10 protein-coding genes and 1 pseudogene are annotated in these 15,255 nt (G+C 73.9%); 6 read left to right on the top strand and 5 right to left on the bottom strand.

Annotated elements, in window-relative coordinates:
• Positions 1-25: 25 nt before the first annotated feature.
• A complete protein-coding gene (locus AC2RP6_RS16900) occupies positions 26-1,675 on the bottom strand; it encodes a M23 family metallopeptidase (RefSeq protein WP_486446968.1) in 1,650 nt (549 codons plus the stop codon).
• Positions 1,676-1,839: 164 nt separating this feature from the next.
• On the bottom strand, positions 1,840-2,622 hold the full coding sequence (locus tag AC2RP6_RS16895; RefSeq protein ID WP_486446967.1) for an esterase/lipase family protein: 783 nt from the start codon (positions 2,620-2,622) through the stop codon (positions 1,840-1,842).
• 173 nt (positions 2,623-2,795) lie between these two features.
• On the opposite strand from AC2RP6_RS16895, the gene icmB reads away from it, so the two are divergent.
• A complete protein-coding gene (gene icmB, locus AC2RP6_RS16890; RefSeq protein ID WP_361590982.1) occupies positions 2,796-3,197 on the top strand; it encodes a coenzyme B12-dependent isobutyryl CoA mutase small subunit in 402 nt (133 codons plus the stop codon).
• 282 nt (positions 3,198-3,479) lie between these two features.
• Here icmB and AC2RP6_RS16885 read toward each other — a convergent pair.
• Both AC2RP6_RS16885 and AC2RP6_RS16880 read right to left on the bottom strand, forming a co-directional pair.
• Positions 3,480-5,061: pseudogene (locus AC2RP6_RS16885) on the bottom strand (DUF5691 domain-containing protein).
• Between the two features lie 250 nt (positions 5,062-5,311).
• Positions 5,312-6,655, bottom strand: a complete 1,344-nt coding sequence (locus AC2RP6_RS16880) for an SWIM zinc finger family protein (protein ID WP_486446966.1) — start codon at positions 6,653-6,655, stop codon at positions 5,312-5,314.
• 134 nt (positions 6,656-6,789) lie between these two features.
• Here AC2RP6_RS16880 and AC2RP6_RS16875 point away from each other — a divergent pair, with 134 nt between their 5' ends.
• The 5 genes from AC2RP6_RS16875 (at position 6,790) to sucD (ending at position 13,854) form a co-directional block, all read left to right on the top strand.
• The gene (locus AC2RP6_RS16875) at positions 6,790-7,896 is read left to right on the top strand and encodes an ATP-binding protein (RefSeq protein ID WP_486446965.1); all 1,107 of its coding nucleotides are present in this window, start codon (positions 6,790-6,792) and stop codon (positions 7,894-7,896) included.
• Positions 7,893-10,232 carry a DUF5682 family protein gene (locus AC2RP6_RS16870; RefSeq protein WP_486446964.1) on the top strand — a complete coding sequence of 780 codons (2,340 nt, stop codon included), beginning with the start codon at positions 7,893-7,895 and terminating at the stop codon, positions 10,230-10,232. Before AC2RP6_RS16875 ends, AC2RP6_RS16870 begins: the two co-directional genes overlap by 4 nt.
• Positions 10,233-10,275: 43 nt before the next feature.
• Positions 10,276-11,472, top strand: a complete 1,197-nt coding sequence (locus AC2RP6_RS16865; RefSeq protein WP_486446963.1) for a VWA domain-containing protein — start codon at positions 10,276-10,278, stop codon at positions 11,470-11,472.
• Positions 11,473-11,763: 291 nt separating this feature from the next.
• Entirely contained in the window at positions 11,764-12,942 is a 1,179-nt protein-coding gene (gene sucC / locus AC2RP6_RS16860) for an ADP-forming succinate--CoA ligase subunit beta (RefSeq protein ID WP_486446962.1), read from the top strand.
• 21 nt (positions 12,943-12,963) lie between these two features.
• Positions 12,964-13,854 (top strand): succinate--CoA ligase subunit alpha, encoded by an 891-nt coding sequence (gene sucD, locus AC2RP6_RS16855; RefSeq protein WP_030764277.1) that lies wholly within the window; start codon positions 12,964-12,966, stop codon positions 13,852-13,854.
• A gap of 77 nt (positions 13,855-13,931) precedes the next feature.
• Here the strand turns inward: sucD and AC2RP6_RS16850 are convergent, their stop codons facing one another.
• Entirely contained in the window at positions 13,932-15,206 is a 1,275-nt protein-coding gene (locus AC2RP6_RS16850) for a helix-turn-helix domain-containing protein (protein WP_486446961.1), read from the bottom strand.
• Positions 15,207-15,255 lie beyond the last annotated feature (49 nt).

Genomic DNA, 15,255 nt, shown 5'->3' with positions numbered 1-15,255 from the left:
GGGTGGAGCGGTGGGGCAGGAGCCGCTATCTCGGGTCGAGGCCGTGGCTGCGCAGCCAGGCCAGCGGGTCGATCGCGGAGCCGCCGCCGGGCCGGACCTCGAAGTGCAGGTGCGGGCCGGTGGAGTTGCCGGAGTTGCCCGAGTAGGCGATGACGTCGCCCGCCTTGACCTTGCCGCCGCGGATCTTGGTGGAGCTGAGGTGGCAGTACCAGGTCTCGGTGCCGTCGGGCGCGGTCACTATGGCCATGTTGCCGTAGGCGCTGTTGTACTGCGTGCGCACGGTGCCGTCGGTGGCCGCCATGACCGGCGTGCCGTAGGACACCGGGAAGTCGATGCCGGTGTGCACCGACATCCACATGCCGCCGGCCTGGCCGAAGTTGGCGCTGAGGCCGTGCTGGTTCACCGGGATGGCGAACTTGGGGCGGGCGGCCTCCTTGGCCGCGGCCTCCTCGGCCTTCTTCTTCTTCTCCTCTTCCTGGCGCTCGCGCAGGTCGATGCGCTCCTGCGTGCGGCTCGCGCGGTCCGCGAAGTCGCCCGCGTCGGCGCTGAGCGCGACCAGTTGGGTGTCCAGCTTGGTGTTCGCCGCGACCGGCTTCACCGAGGCCGGGTCGGGCGCGGCCATCGTGGTGGTGTCCTCGCCGGGCGCGTCCGAGCCGGTCAGCCCGCCGACGGAGGCGGCCGCGACGCCCGCGACCCCCATCACGCAGGCGGAGGGAACGGCGACGGTCAGCAGGGCGGAACGCTTCGCCGGGGTGCGGCGACGGCCGCCGGCCGACTTGGCGCCGGCCGCCTTCGTACCGGCCGCCTTCGTACCGGCCGACTTGGCGTTGCCCTTGGTGGCGTTGCGGCGCGCGGCGCGCGGCGCGGACGTCACCGGCATGGCCTGGGTGGGCATGTCGTGGACGCCGTGCAGTTCGACCTCGGGCAGTTCGTACGCCTCGTAGGTCTCATGGGCCTCGGGCGAGTCGTGAACCTCGTGGGCCTCGGGCGTCTCGGCCGCCCCGTCGGTGAGGACCTCGAACACGGCGGTCTCGCTGTAGGCGTTGCCGCCCCCGGCCTCGTGGGCCCCCTGCGCCTCGTGCACCTCGTGGGCGTACCCGACGGTGCCGAGGGAGGTCGTGCCGTACGCGTAGTCCTGCTGCGCGGGCTGGTAGTCGTACGCGTATGCGGCCTCGGGCTGCGCCGGGGTCTGCGGGACGGTGTTCCAGGCGGTCGCGTCGTAGGCGCCGGTCTCGGTGCCGGTGGTGCCGAAGCCCGGCATCGCCCAGTGGCCGGTCTGCTCGGCGGAGGTGTCGTAGCCGAAGGAGGCCGACGGGTAGGCGGTGTAGCCGGACTGGTCCGTGCCCGCACCCCCGGCAGCGTTCCATGCGCTCGCGTCCCAGCTCCCGGTGGTGTCCTCGGGTGCGGACTGCGACGGGATCGTGGACAGGTAGGGGTCCTGCGAGGTCCACGCGGTGGTGTCGTACGCGCCGGTCTCATAGGAGCCGTAGCCCGCGTAGTTGACCCCCTGGCCCTGCGTTTCATAGGAAACGTAGGCCGAGTCACCAGCGAAAGCGGTGGTGGAAAGGCCGTCATACCCGGGATCCGGGTACTGGCCCGACGAGGGGCGGTCGTTCACCAACTTCTCTTTCGCCTCGGCAGTGGGGGCCTGGGTGGCCGGGAACTCGAAGTTCACCGGAGGAGAGCAGTGGCGTGACTGTACCCGGCGGTCACTCGCCACGACAATCTTCGCCGGGTCCTCAGATCAGCGGAACCGGGCATTCGGCCGTCTTTCGGTCGACGAAAGACGCAGCCTTGGCCTTGAGTTCGAAATCTGTTCGACTCTCAGTCGCCGGGTGGTCAGGCGACGGAAGCGGCGTCCGGGCCCGTCATCGCAGTGGGGGCGGGGCCGTCGAGGGTGCGGACGACCGCCGCGATGACCGCCGGGTGTGCCGGGAGGGCGAGATGCCCGATGCCCGTGACCTGCACATTTTCCACACACAGGTCCGGGTGTTCGATCCGTGCGCTGCCCACTGGGGCCATCAGCGTGTCGAACCCGCTCCAGAACGCCACGCAGCGGGTGGCGCAGCCGGGCGAGGGCGCCGCCAACTCGGCCAGCACCTCGGAGCCCGGACGCATCTGCCGCACCAGGGGGTGCGCGTCCATGAAGGGGGCGACCCGGGTGCCGGAATGCGGGGTGCCGAGCGTGACGAGGGTGCGCACGCGCGTGTCGCCGCCGAGGCGCTGGACGTAGTACCGGCCGACGAGGCCGCCCAGGCTGTGCCCGACGAGGTCGACCTGCTCGTGTCCGGTGCGCTCGCACAGCTCCTCGACGCGCCGGGCGAGGTGGCGGGCGATGACGCGCAGATCGAGCGTGAGCGGCGAATAGTTGTACGCCTCCACCTGCCGCAGCCCGCCGGCCGCCAGGGCGCGGCGCAGCAGGAAGAAGACGGAGCGGTTGTCGGTGAACCCGTGGAGGAGCAGGACGGGCGGGCGCGTCGTGGCGGCGACGGTCGCCCTCTTCTCCTGGCACACCCCGGTGGGGTACAGCAGGAGGTGCCCTCCGAGGACGACGACCTCCAGCGCACCGGCCCGCAGTGCGGCGCCGGACAAGGGGACGGGAACGGGTAAGGACAGACCCATCGACGGCCTCCCATGATCCTCCTGGGGCGGCGGCCGCCGCACCACCGTGCCGTGCGGCTGGCGGCACGGTGGCGCAATGCCGTCCCACGTGTGATTTCCCCCTCGTGCTTGACCGCGAAACGGCGGCGTGCGCGATGCTGTACTTAACGTTCGTTCACTCGGGAGGCAGTGCGATGGGTGTGACCGGTCCGATCCGTGTGGTGGTGGCCAAGCCGGGTCTCGACGGCCACGACCGCGGGGCCAAGGTGATCGCGCGTGCGCTGCGGGACGCGGGCATGGAGGTCATCTACACCGGCCTCCACCAGACCCCCGAGCAGATCGTGGACACCGCGATCCAGGAGGACGCCGACGCGATCGGCCTGTCGATCCTCTCCGGCGCCCACAACACGCTCTTCGTGCGCGTGCTGGAGCTCCTCAAGGAGCGCGACGCGGAGGACATCAAGGTCTTCGGCGGCGGCATCATCCCGGAGGACGACATCGCCCCCCTCAAGGAGAAGGGCGTGGCCGAGATCTTCACTCCGGGTGCCACGACGACCGCCATCGTGGACTGGGTCAACGCCCACGTGCGGCAGTAGCCGCCGGCGCCCGGACAGCGGGCCGTCCGCCCGGACGGCCCCGCGCCGCAGGACGGGACGCGCACCGCCCGGCCCGCGGCCGCGCCCGGCCCGCGGCCGCGCCCGGCCCGCCCGGACGGTCCCGCGTAGGTCGGGCGCCGTCATGGCGGGACCGGAGGGGCTGCTCGTCGCGTCCGTCCCGCGCGGCGCATGCACACCTGCGCCTGCGCCTGCGCCTGCATCTGCATGCGCATCGGCCTCTCCGCGCCGCGCGGGCCGGGGAGGGTACCGTCCCACCAGGAATCAGGCCGGGGTCAGTTCCGACAGCATCGACGCGCGCAGCCGGAGCGTGGCCACCAGGCGCTGGAAGGCCTCCGCCCAGTACGCCGCCGCCCCCGGGGACGCGTCCGGCGTGTCCTGCGTGGCGGAGGTCAGGGCCTCCAGCCGGCCTGCTTCGGAGGGGTCGAGGCAGCGCTCGGCCAGGCCCATCACCCCGCTGAAGCTCCACGGATAGCTGCCCGCCTCGCGCGCGATGTCCAGCGCGTCCACGACGGCCCGGCCGAGCGCGCCCGCCCATGGCACCACGCACACCCCGAGCAGCTGGAAGGCCTCGGAGAGCCCGTGGGCCCGTATGAACTCCGCGACCCATTCGGCCCGTTCCGCATGCGGCAGGGTCTCCAGCAGCTTGGCCCGCTCCGCGAGGGAGGCCGTGCCCGGACCCGCCGCCGGGGGCGCCGATGCCGGGCCGAGCAGGGCCCGCGACCACTCCGGGTCCCGCTGGCGGACCGCCGCCCGGCACCACGCGGCGTGCAGCTCCTCCGTCCAGCCGTCGGCCGCGGCCACCGGCAGGGCGACCAGCTCCGCGGGGCCGAGGCCCCCGAACCGCTCCCGCCAGCACGACAGCGGTGCCGCCTCCACCAGCTGGCCGAGCCACCAGGCCCGCTCCCCGCGCCCGGCGGGCGGCCGCTTGACCACCCCGTCGCGCAGCATCCCCGCGTCGCACTCGGCCGGCGGCGTCACCCCCTCCGGTCCCACGCAGGCCAGCGCGCGCTCGGCCATCCGCCCGGCCAGCGCCGACTGCGGCAGCGCGGACAGCAGTTCGGCGGCCGTCGCCCGCACATTGCGACTCCGGTCGCCCAGCGCCGCCTCCAGGAAGGGCTCGTCCTCCAGGGACAGTCCCGACCGCAGCGAGTCGAGGAACATCAGCCGGTCCTCGGCCCGTTCGGTCGCCCAGGTCGTCGCCAGCAGCCGCGGTGCGGCCGCGGGCTCATGGGCCCGTACGGCGCCCAGCAGCGCCACCCGCTCCGCGAACAGCCCCTCCTCCCAGAGCCGTTCCACCGCTGAGGGGTCGGTCACGTCCGGCAGCTGCCCGCCGCCCGCCCCGCCGCGCAGGGCGAAGCGCCAGTCGGGATTCATCCGCGCCAGCCACAGCCCGCGCGTCCCGGCCAGGGCCAGGGCGTGCGGACGCAGGTCGGTACGGGCCCGGGCGGCGTCCAGCAGTGCCGGTGCGAGCGCGTCGGGCGCGCGGTAGCCGTGCCGGCCGGCCGCGGCCAGCCACTGCGGGAGCAGCTCCGTCAGGTCCGGGGCCGACCCGCGCCGTCCGCCGCCGTTCACCGGGCCGCTGCGCCCGGCCAGCAGTTGCGCGAGCCGGTGGGCCGCCGCCTCCGGAGGCGCCGGCCGCGGGTCGCGGGGTGCGGGCTCCGGGCGCGGGCGCGCCTCCGCGGGCCGCAGCCCCGCCCGGCGGCGGACGGCGTGGACGGCCGCGGCGTCCAGCAGTGCCTCCGGCGAGCCCGGCCGGGCCCCCGCCCCGGCGCCGGTCGGTGCCCAGCAGCGCGGCGCCGACCAGCTCCTCCCACTCCCCGTACCCCTCGTCACCCTCGCCCATCGGTGCCCCTCCCTCGCTGCTCGTCCTGGATCGTGTCCGTCGCCCCGGTCCCGCCCCCTCCGCGGGACCGGGGCTGTCTGTGCCTCGTGCGGCTTCGGTCAACTGGCGTGGTTGTCGTTCATGAAAGCCCCCCGGCTTCTCGTCGTTGCGTCTACGGCGCCCCCCGGCGCCGCACCTCCCCGTGCCGCTCCCGTGCGACGGCACAGGACCCCCCAGGCCCCCTGCTGTCCGGTTGTCTCCCGCGTCCCGCTCAGGACAGGGCGACCGGCTCGGTCGAGCCGGGCTGCCATGCCGTCAGCGGGGTGAACCCGCGGTGGCCGCACTCGCCGAAGACCGTCACCGGGCCCCCGCCCGACAACGCGGCCAGCTGCCACAGCCCTCCGCGGGAGCGGCTGCCCGCCCCGGTGAGGGGCACCGGCAGCGCGGAGGCGCCCTCCGCGTCGGCCAGCTGCCAGCCGGCCTCTCCCGGTATCGGAACCACCGGCCCGAGCACCACCGGCCAGGACTCCAGCCACGGGTCCTCCCGCAGCGCCGCCCCGTAGGCCTCCAGGGCCGCCCCTGTACTCACCCCGGCCGGCACCTCCGTGCACGGCGCGGCCGCCGCGGACCTCTCCCCGAGGTCCGCCCGCAGCCCCGCCGAGCCGGGCCGGAAGCGCATCTCCGCCTCCAGCACCAGACCCACCGGCAGCGCCAGCCCCGGCGGCCGCCCGGGCGGTCCGAAGTCCAGCACCAGCGCGGGCCGTCCCCCCGTCAGCCCGCGCAGCCATATGCGGCGCGTGGTGAGCCGGCCGTCCGGCGACACCGAGTCGTACTGGGCGAGCACCAGCCAGCGGTCCCGTACGGCCTCCCCCTCCCCGGAGGCCGGCAGTCCCACCCGGCTGCGCACGGTCGCCGCCAACTGGTCCGGAAGCCCCGTCACCCCCATCCAGGCCCGGTCCAGCAGGTGCAGCAGCGCCGCCTCCTCCAGCATCCGGGCGGGCCAGCCCGGGCCGCAACTGGGTATCGTCCCCAACTCCCGGACCCGCCCCGCCAGTCCGGGTGCCTGGGCGTCGACCATCCGGGCGGCGGTCTCCTCCCACGCCGCGTACCCGGTCCGCTCCTGGCCCGCGAGCCCGCCGCGCAGCAGGTCGGCCAGCCGCTGTTCCAGCTCGGCGACCCCCGCACCGACGCGCGCCGCCCGCCGCTCGGCCCGTCGCCGGGCCGCCTCCTCGTCCACCGGCCCGGTCGCCCCGGCCGCCGTCCGCGCTGCCTTGGCGGCGCGGTCCGACAACCACTGCGCGGCCCAGTCCGGTGCCTCCCCGGGCTCGCCCACCCCCTCGGCGGACCAGAGCAGGAGCAGCCCCAGCGCGTGCTTGCACGGGAACTTCCGGCTCGGGCAGGAGCACTTGTAGGCCGGACCCGTCAGATCGACGACCGTCCGGTACGGATTGCTCCCGCTGCCCTTGCACAACCCCCATACAGAACCGGAAGCGGAACCTCCGATCTGTGACCACGGCCCCGCACCGCCGAGTCTGCCACCCGCCTTGCGTGAGGCATCGTCAGGAGCCAGAGCCAGTACCTGTTCCGCCGTCCAGCGGACCCCCTGCTCAGTCATGTGAACCACCGTAGAGACCCCCTCTGACAATCGCTCTGACCTGCAACGACGTCCTGGGCGAGGGGTGTTGTCAGTGGCGTGGTGCACCGTGGGAACAGCAGTCGGGAGCGGCTGCCGAGCATTGGAGGGGGACCATGAGCAAGCCCGAGAACGGCATCGGCGCCGAGGCGCTGCGACCGCACGCCGAAGACGCCTTCGCACACGAACTGAAAGCCCTGGCGGCCGCCGACGACCGGCCCCGCCCGACCCGCTGGAAGCTCTCCCCGTGGGCCGTCGCCACCTACCTGCTCGGCGGCACGCTCGACGACGGCACGGTGATCACACCCAAGTACGTCGGCCCGCGCCGCATCGTCGAGGTCGCGGTCACCACCCTGGCCACCGACCGCGCCCTGCTGCTGCTCGGCGTTCCCGGCACGGCCAAGACCTGGGTGTCGGAGCACCTCGCGGCCGCCGTCAGCGGCGACTCCACGCTCCTCGTCCAGGGCACCGCCGGCACCCCGGAGGAGGCCATCCGGTACGGCTGGAACTACGCCCGCCTCCTCGCCCACGGCCCCAGCCGGGAGGCCCTCGTCCCCAGCCCCGTCATGCGGGCCATGGCCGACGGCATGACCGCCCGCGTCGAGGAGCTCACCCGCATCCCCGCCGACGTCCAGGACACCCTCATCACCGTCCTGTCCGAGAAGACCCTGCCGATACCGGAGCTCGGCGAAGAGGTCCAGGCCGTACGCGGGTTCAACCTGATCGCCACCGCCAACGACCGCGACCGCGGCGTCAACGAGCTCTCCAGCGCGCTGCGCCGCCGCTTCAACACCGTCGTCCTGCCGCTGCCCGCCACCGCGGACGCGGAGGTCGACATCGTCGCCCGCCGCGTCGACCAGATGGGCCGCGCCCTCGACCTGCCGGCCGTGCCCGAGGGGCTGGAGGAGATCCGCCGCGTCGTCACCGTCTTCCGCGAGCTGCGCGACGGCGTCACCGACGACGGCCGGACGAAGGTGAAGTCGCCCAGCGGCACCCTGTCCACGGCCGAGGCCATCTCCGTCGTCACCAACGGCCTCGCCCTGGCGGCCCACTTCGGCGACGGCGTCCTGCGTCCCTCCGACGTGGCCGCGGGCATCCTCGGCGCGGTCGTCCGCGACCCCGCGGCCGACAAGGTCGTCTGGCAGGAGTACCTGGAGGCCGTGGTCCGCGAGCGCGACGGCTGGAAGGACTTCTACCGGGCCTGCCGGGAGGTGACGGCATGAGCACCGCCCGCCAGGGTCCGCTGCTCCTCGGAGTGCGCCACCACGGGCCCGGATCGGCCCGGGGGGTCCGGGCCGCCCTGGACGCGGCCCGCCCGGCCGCCGTGCTGATCGAGGGACCGCCCGAGGGGGACGCACTGCTCGGACTGGCCGCCGATCCCGGTATGCGGCCGCCCGTGGCGCTGCTCGCGCACGCCGCGGACGACCCCGGCCGGGCCGCGTTCTGGCCGCTGGCCGACTTCTCCCCGGAGTGGGTCGCGATCCGCTGGGCGCAGGAGGCGGGCGTACCGGTCCGCTTCATGGACCTGCCCGCCGCTCACTCGCTGGCCGCCGCCGGGGAGCCGGAGGCGGACCACTCCGAGCCCGACGCGGTCCGGGTGGACCCGCTCGCGGTGCTCGCCGGGACCGCCGGGTACGACGACCCCGAGCGCTGGTGGGAGGACGTCGTCGAGCACCGGGGGACCGGCGGCGCGGGCGAGGAGGCGCTCGGCGCGTTCGAGGCGCTCGGAGAGGCCATGGGCGCCCTGCGCGAGACCTACGGCGACGGCGGTCACCACCGCGACCTGGTCCGCGAGGCGTACATGCGGCAGCGGATGCGGGCCGCCCGCCGCGAGTTCGGCGACGGCTACGCCGTGGTGTGCGGGGCCTGGCACGTTCCGGCGCTGCGGGCGAAGACCACGGTGGCCGCCGACAAGGCGCTGCTGACCGGCCTGCCCAAGGTCAAGGTGGAGACGACCTGGGTGCCGTGGACGCACCGCCGGCTCGCCCGCGCCGGCGGGTACGGGGCGGGGATCACCTCGCCCGGGTGGTATGCCCACCTCTTCTCCGCCCGCGACCGGCCCGTCGAGCGGTGGCTGACCAAGGTCGCCGGCCTGCTGCGGGAGGAGGACCGGCAGGTGTCCTCGGCGCACGTCATAGAAGCGGTCCGGCTCGCCGAGACGCTGGCCGCGATGCGGGGCAGGCCCCTGCCCGGCCTGACGGAGACCCTGGAATCGGTCCGGGCGGTGATGTGCGACGGCTCCGACGTACCGCTCGCGCTCGTCGAGGACCGCCTGGTCGTCGGCGACGTGCTCGGTGAGGTACCCGACGGGGCGCCCGTCGTACCGCTCCAGCGCGACCTGACACGGCAGCAGCGCTCCCTGCGGCTCAAGGTGGAGGCGCAGGAGCGCGAGCTGGAGCTCGACCTGCGCAAGGACGCCGACGCGGCCAAGTCCCGGCTGCTGCACCGGCTGCGGCTCCTCGGCATCGGCTGGGGCAGCCCGACGGCGTCCCGGAGCAGCACCGGAACCTTCCGCGAGACCTGGCGGCTGCGCTGGGAGCCGGAGCTGTCCGTACGGGTCGCCGAGGCCGGGATCTGGGGCACCACCGTCCTCGCCGCGGCCACCGCGAAGGCGGAGGCGGACGCCGCCGGCGCCGAGGAGCTGGGCGAGGTGACGGCGCTGGCCGAGCGCTGCCTCCTCGCCGGACTCTCCGAGGCCCTCCCGGCCGTCCTGCGGGCCCTCGCGGACCGCGCCGCGCTGGACACCGACGTCGCACAGCTCGCGAAGGCCCTGCCGGCGCTGGCCCGTTCACTGCGCTACGGCGACGTGCGCGGCACCGACGCGACGGCCCTCGGCGCGGTCGCGGCCGGGCTCGCCGAGCGGATATGCGTGGCGCTCCCGCCAGCCTGCGCGGCCGGACTGGACGCCGACGCGGCGGTGGAGCTGCGGGGCCACGTGGACGGCGTGCACACGGCGGTCGGCATGCTGGCGGACGCCGACGCCGACGCCGACGCCGACGCCGACGCCTATGCCGACGCGGACACGGACGACGGGCTGCGGAAACGCTGGTCCGCCGTGCTGCGGACGCTGGCGGACCGGGACACCGTGCCGGGCGTCATCCGGGGCCGGGCGGCCCGGCTGCTCCTCGACGACGGGCGGCTGGAGGCCGGGGTGACGGCCCGGCTGATGGGGCTCGCACTGTCCCCGGCGGCCCCGCCCGCCGACGCGGCCGGCTGGATCGAGGGCTTCGCGGGCGGGAGTTCGGGCGGCGGCACCCTGCTGGTCCACGACGACCGCTTGCTGGGCCTGATCGACACCTGGCTGGTGGGGGTGCCGGAGCGTGCCTTCACCGACGTACTGCCGCTGCTGAGGCGGACGTTCGGGGCGTACGAGCCGGGCGTCCGGCGGAGCCTGGGCGAGCTGGTCCGGCGCGGCCCGGGCGGCTCCGCCGGAGCGGCGCGGTCCGCCGGCGGCGCCCCCGAGGGCTTCGGCCCCGACCTGGACCCCGAGCGGGCGGACGCGGTGACGGAGCTGGTCCGGATGCTGCTCGCCTCCGCCGACGGGGTGGCGGCCGCCTGACAGTGCGGTGCAACGAGTACGACGAGTGGAGGGGGACGGACGGATGAGCGGGACGGACATGGGCGTGGCGGCAGGACAGGACACCGCGGCAACCGCCGGGGGCGAGCGGCTGCGGCGGTGGCGGATGGTGCTCGGCGGGGGAGACGCGGACGGCACCGGGCACGCGCTGACCGGGCGGGACGCGGCGATGGACGCCGCGCTCGGCGCGCTGTACGGGGGAGGCGGCGAAGGAGGGGGCCGCCGGTCCCCGGGATCGGCCCGGTCGGCCGGGCTCGGCGGCTCCGCGCCGAACGTGGCCCGCTGGCTGGGGGACATCCGGACGTACTTCCCCGGCTCGGTGGTCCAGGTGATGCAGCGCGACGCGATCGAGCGGCTCGGCCTGTCCGCCCTGCTGCTGGAGCCGGAGATGCTGGAGGCCGTCGAACCGGACGTCCACCTGGTCGGCACCCTCCTCTCGCTGAACAAGGCGATGCCCGAGACGACGAGGGAGACGGCGCGGGCCGTGGTCCGCAAGGTCGTCGAGCAGCTGGAGAAGCGGCTCGCCACCCGCACCCGGGCCACCCTCACCGGTGCGCTCGACCGCTCCGCCCGGATCAGCCGGCCCCGCCACCGCGACATCGACTGGGACCGCACGATCCGGGCCAACCTGAAGAACTACCTGCCCGAATACGGCACGGTCGTCCCCGAGCGGCTGATCGGATACGGCCGGGCGGCGCAATCGGTCAAGAAGGAGGTCATCCTCTGCATCGACCAGTCGGGGTCGATGGCGGCCTCCGTCGTCTACGCCTCCGTCTTCGGCGCCGTCCTCGCCTCCATGCGCTCGATCGCCACCCGCCTGGTCGTGTTCGACACGGCCGTCGTCGACCTGACCGACCAGCTCGACGACCCGGTCGACGTCCTCTTCGGCACCCAGCTGGGTGGCGGCACGGACATCAACCGCGCCCTCGCCTACTGCCAGTCGAAGATCACCCGGCCCGCGGACACGGTCGTCGTCCTCATCAGTGATCTCTACGAGGGCGGCATACGCAACGAAATGCTGAAGCGGGTGGCCGCAATGAAGGGGGCGGGTGTCGAGTTCGTGACCCTGCTGGCGCTGTCCGACGAGGGCGCCCCGGCCTACGACCGTGAGCACGCCGCGGCCCTCGCCGCGCTCGGCGCGCCGGCCTTCGCCTGCACCCCCGACCTGTTCCCGGAGGTGATGGCCGCGGCGCTGGAGAAGAGGCCCCTGCCGACCTCCTGACGTTCCTCCGACACGCCCGCCCCGGCACGCCGTGTGAATCGGCCGATCACACGAATTTCCAGTTCAACCGTGAGGTGTTCTGTGACAGGTATCACCGCTCAGGTGTGATCTGCGATTTAGGGACGCACGCCCCACGGGGATAACCTGCCGGACGGACATGCCGCGTCCACGGTCACCGTGTGCGCCTTCCTTGTGACAGCGCCGTCACGTTGCCCTCCGCGGCACGCCCACGCAGATAGCAGACAACCGCGAATCACTGCGAATCTTTAAAAAGACAAGGGACGGACGCGCGTGGACCTGTTCGAGTACCAGGCGAGGGACCTCTTCGCCAAGCACGGTGTACCGGTGCTGGCCGGTGAAGTCATCGACACGCCTGAGGCGGCTCGCGAGGCCACCGAGCGGCTGGGCGGCAAGTCGGTCGTCAAGGCGCAGGTGAAGGTCGGCGGCCGCGGCAAGGCCGGCGGCGTGAAGCTGGCCGCCACCCCGGACGAGGCCGTCGCCCGCGCGACGGACATCCTGGGCATGGACATCAAGGGCCACACGGTCCACAAGGTGATGATCGCGGAGACCGCTCCCGAGATCGTCGAGGAGTACTACGTCTCGTACCTCCTCGACCGCACCAACCGCACCTTCCTGGCCATGGCCTCGGTCGCGGGCGGCATGGACATCGAGCAGGTCGCCGAGGAGACCCCGGAGAAGCTCGCCAAGGTCCCGGTGAACGCCAACGAGGGCGTGACCATCGAGAAGGCCCGCGAGATCGTCGCCCTGGCGAAGTTCCCGGCCGAGGTCGCCGAGAAGGTCGCCGAGGTCCTCGTGACCCTGTGGGACACCTTCATCGCCGAGGACGCGCTCCTCGTCGAGGTCAACCCGCTCGCGAAGGTCGCCTCCGGCGAGGTCATCGCCCTCGACGGCAAGGTCTCCCTCGACGAGAACGCCGAGTTCCGCCAGCCGGGTCACGAGGAGTTCGTCGACCACGCCGCCGCGAACCCGCTCGAGGCCGCCGCCAAGGCGAAGAACCTCAACTACGTCAAGCTCGACGGTGAGGTCGGCATCATCGGCAACGGCGCGGGTCTCGTCATGAGCACCCTGGACGTCGTCGCCTACGCCGGCGAGAACCACGGTGGCGTCAAGCCCGCCAACTTCCTGGACATCGGCGGTGGCGCCTCCGCCGCCGTCATGGCCAACGGTCTCGAGATCATCCTCGGGGACCCGGACGTCAAGTCCGTCTTCGTCAACGTCTTCGGTGGCATCACCGCGTGCGACGAGGTCGCCAACGGCATCGTCCAGGCGCTGGCCCTGCTGGAGGAGAAGGGCGAGGCGGTCACCAAGCCGCTCGTCGTCCGTCTCGACGGCAACAACGCCGAGCTGGGTCGCAAGATCCTCCCGGACGCCAACCACCCGCTGGTGCAGCGCGTGGACACCATGGACGGCGCGGCCGACAAGGCCGCCGAGCTCGCGGCTGCGAAGTAAGGGCAGAGGTCACAGACTCACATGGCTATCTTCCTCAACAAGGACAGCAAGGTCATCGTCCAGGGCATGACCGGTGCCACGGGCATGAAGCACACCAAGCTGATGCTGGCTGACGGCACCAACATCGTCGGCGGCGTGAACCCGCGCAAGGCCGGCACCACCGTCGACTTCGACGGCACCGAGGTCCCGGTCTTCGGCTCCGTCGCCGAGGCGATGGAGAAGACGGGCGCCAACGTCTCCGTCCTCTTCGTCCCGCCGGCCTTCGCCAAGGCCGCCGTCGTCGAGGCCATCGACGCCGAGATCCCCCTCGCCGTCGTCATCACCGAGGGCATCGCGGTGCACGACTCCGCCGCCTTCTGGGCGTACGCGACCGCCAAGGGCAACAAGACCCGGATCATCGGCCCGAACTGCCCGGGTCTGATCACCCCCGGCCAGTCCAACGCCGGCATCATCCCGGGCGACATCACCAAGCCCGGCAAGATCGGTCTCGTGTCCAAGTCCGGCACGCTGACCTACCAGATGATGTACGAGCTCCGTGACATCGGCTTCACCTCCGCCGTCGGCATCGGTGGCGACCCGGTCATCGGCACCACGCACATCGACGCCCTGGAGGCCTTCGAGGCCGACCCGGAGACCGAGCTGATCGTCATGATCGGCGAGATCGGCGGCGACGCCGAGGAGCGTGCGGCGGACTTCATCGCGAAGAACGTCACCAAGCCGGTCGTCGGTTACGTCGCGGGCTTCACCGCCCCCGAGGGCAAGACCATGGGCCACGCCGGCGCCATCGTCTCCGGCTCCTCCGGCACCGCGCAGGCCAAGAAGGAGGCCCTTGAGGCCGCCGGCGTCAAGGTCGGCAAGACGCCGACCGAGACCGCCGAGCTCGCGCGCGCGATCCTGAACGCCGCCCAGTAGGCACCGGCCTCACGGCTGAACGGGCGTGGCCCGCACCCTCACCGGGGTGCGGGCCACGCCCGTTCGCGTACGCCGGCTCAGTCGAGCCTGGGGGCGACGCGCGCCGGACCCGCCTCGGGGTCCGCGCGGAGCTTGTCGTGGAGTTGCCTGCTCCGTTCCGTGAGCTGCTGCGGACCGCTGAGCGGCGGCACCCCGGACACGCTCTCGCCGGGTGAGAGCGGCGGGTCGTACCGGGTGGGCGCGGTCGTGGCCGTGTAGGCGGTGGCTGCCGTGATCATCGCGGTCAGCCCGAGGGTGGCCCGGGTCCACTGCCGGGTGCGCCGCTCACCGCCGCCGCGGACCGCCGCCGCCGGGCGCGGGTCGAGGGAGAACGGCGGCCGCAGCGCGGCGAGCCGCTCCCGCAGCGCCGCGGACTGCTTCTCCACCGGTACGTCGGCCAGTTCGGGCACCCGGGCCGCCAGGTCGGCGTGCGCGTTGATGATGCGGTTGCCGGTGGCCGGGGTGGTGGCCTCGGTCTCCGCGGCCGTGTCGGGCAGGTCGAGGCCGACGCCGTCGTAGAGCAGGACCGTACGCCGGTGGAAGCGGGGCAGGGCGAGCAGGGCGTCGAGCAGGATCCGGTCGGCCGGATCGGCCGGGGGCTTGTCGGGCCGGCGGTGGGCCCGCCGGAACCGGTGCCAGGGGGAGAGGGCGTACTCGTACACGATCGCGCGAACCCAGCCCACGGGGTCCGGGTCCGTGGCCACCTCGGGCCACTGGTCCCAGGCCCGGGTGAAGGCCCGGTCCACGGCCTCCAGGGCGAGCGCGCGGCGGCCGGTGAGCAGGTAGGCCTGCCGGGCGAGGGCGGGCGCGGCCAGGTCGTAGAGGGTGTCGAAGGCTTCGGCCGGATCGGTGACGGGCCGTACGCCGGGCCGGGTGACCGGTCCGGCGGCGGACACCGTCCAGGCCCCGGCCGGGCCGCCCGGGTCGGCCACGGGGGCCACGGCCGTCGCGGCGGCGACCGGCTCGTCGGGAACCTCCGGAACGCCGTCGGCCCCGGGCCGGGGGGCGACCGCCACCAGGACCGGTTCGGCAGGGGCGACCGGGGCCACGGGGGCGACCGCGGCGGCCGGTTCGGGCCGCTCGGGCGGTCCGGTGGCTCCGGCCGCCACCGCGCGTTCGGGGAGGCGGGCCAGGAAGCGCGCGTACGCGTCGCGCTTGCGCCCGCGCGGGGTGGTGCGCCCGGACTCCCAGGAGCGCACCGTCGCCGCGGCGACGCCGACCTCCTTCGCGACCTCATCGAGTGTCAGTTCCGCAGCCTCGCGCAGTCTTCGGCGCTCGTTGGGGGCGGGCAGGCCCTCGACGTTTCGTGTCATGCCGCACTCCCCGCGACCCGGCAGCCCTGAGCGAAAAAGTACATAAACG

The sequence above is a fragment of the Streptomyces sp. WAC03905 genome (assembly GCF_057371075.1).
The sequence above is the reverse complement of the archived record's forward strand: the minus strand, read 5'-3'. Positions and strand labels throughout refer to the sequence as shown.

Coding starts and splice junctions, on each gene's coding strand:
- AC2RP6_RS16865 (WP_486446963.1), top strand. CDS start 10,276: ATGAGCGGGACGGACATGGGCGTGGCGGCAGGACAGGACACCGCGGCA.
- AC2RP6_RS16895 (WP_486446967.1), bottom strand. CDS start 2,622: ATGGGTCTGTCCTTACCCGTTCCCGTCCCCTTGTCCGGCGCCGCACTG.
- AC2RP6_RS16875 (WP_486446965.1), top strand. CDS start 6,790: ATGAGCAAGCCCGAGAACGGCATCGGCGCCGAGGCGCTGCGACCGCAC.
- AC2RP6_RS16880 (WP_486446966.1), bottom strand. CDS start 6,655: ATGACTGAGCAGGGGGTCCGCTGGACGGCGGAACAGGTACTGGCTCTG.
- icmB (WP_361590982.1), top strand. CDS start 2,796: ATGGGTGTGACCGGTCCGATCCGTGTGGTGGTGGCCAAGCCGGGTCTC.
- AC2RP6_RS16850 (WP_486446961.1), bottom strand. CDS start 15,206: ATGACACGAAACGTCGAGGGCCTGCCCGCCCCCAACGAGCGCCGAAGA.
- AC2RP6_RS16870 (WP_486446964.1), top strand. CDS start 7,893: ATGAGCACCGCCCGCCAGGGTCCGCTGCTCCTCGGAGTGCGCCACCAC.
- sucD (WP_030764277.1), top strand. CDS start 12,964: ATGGCTATCTTCCTCAACAAGGACAGCAAGGTCATCGTCCAGGGCATG.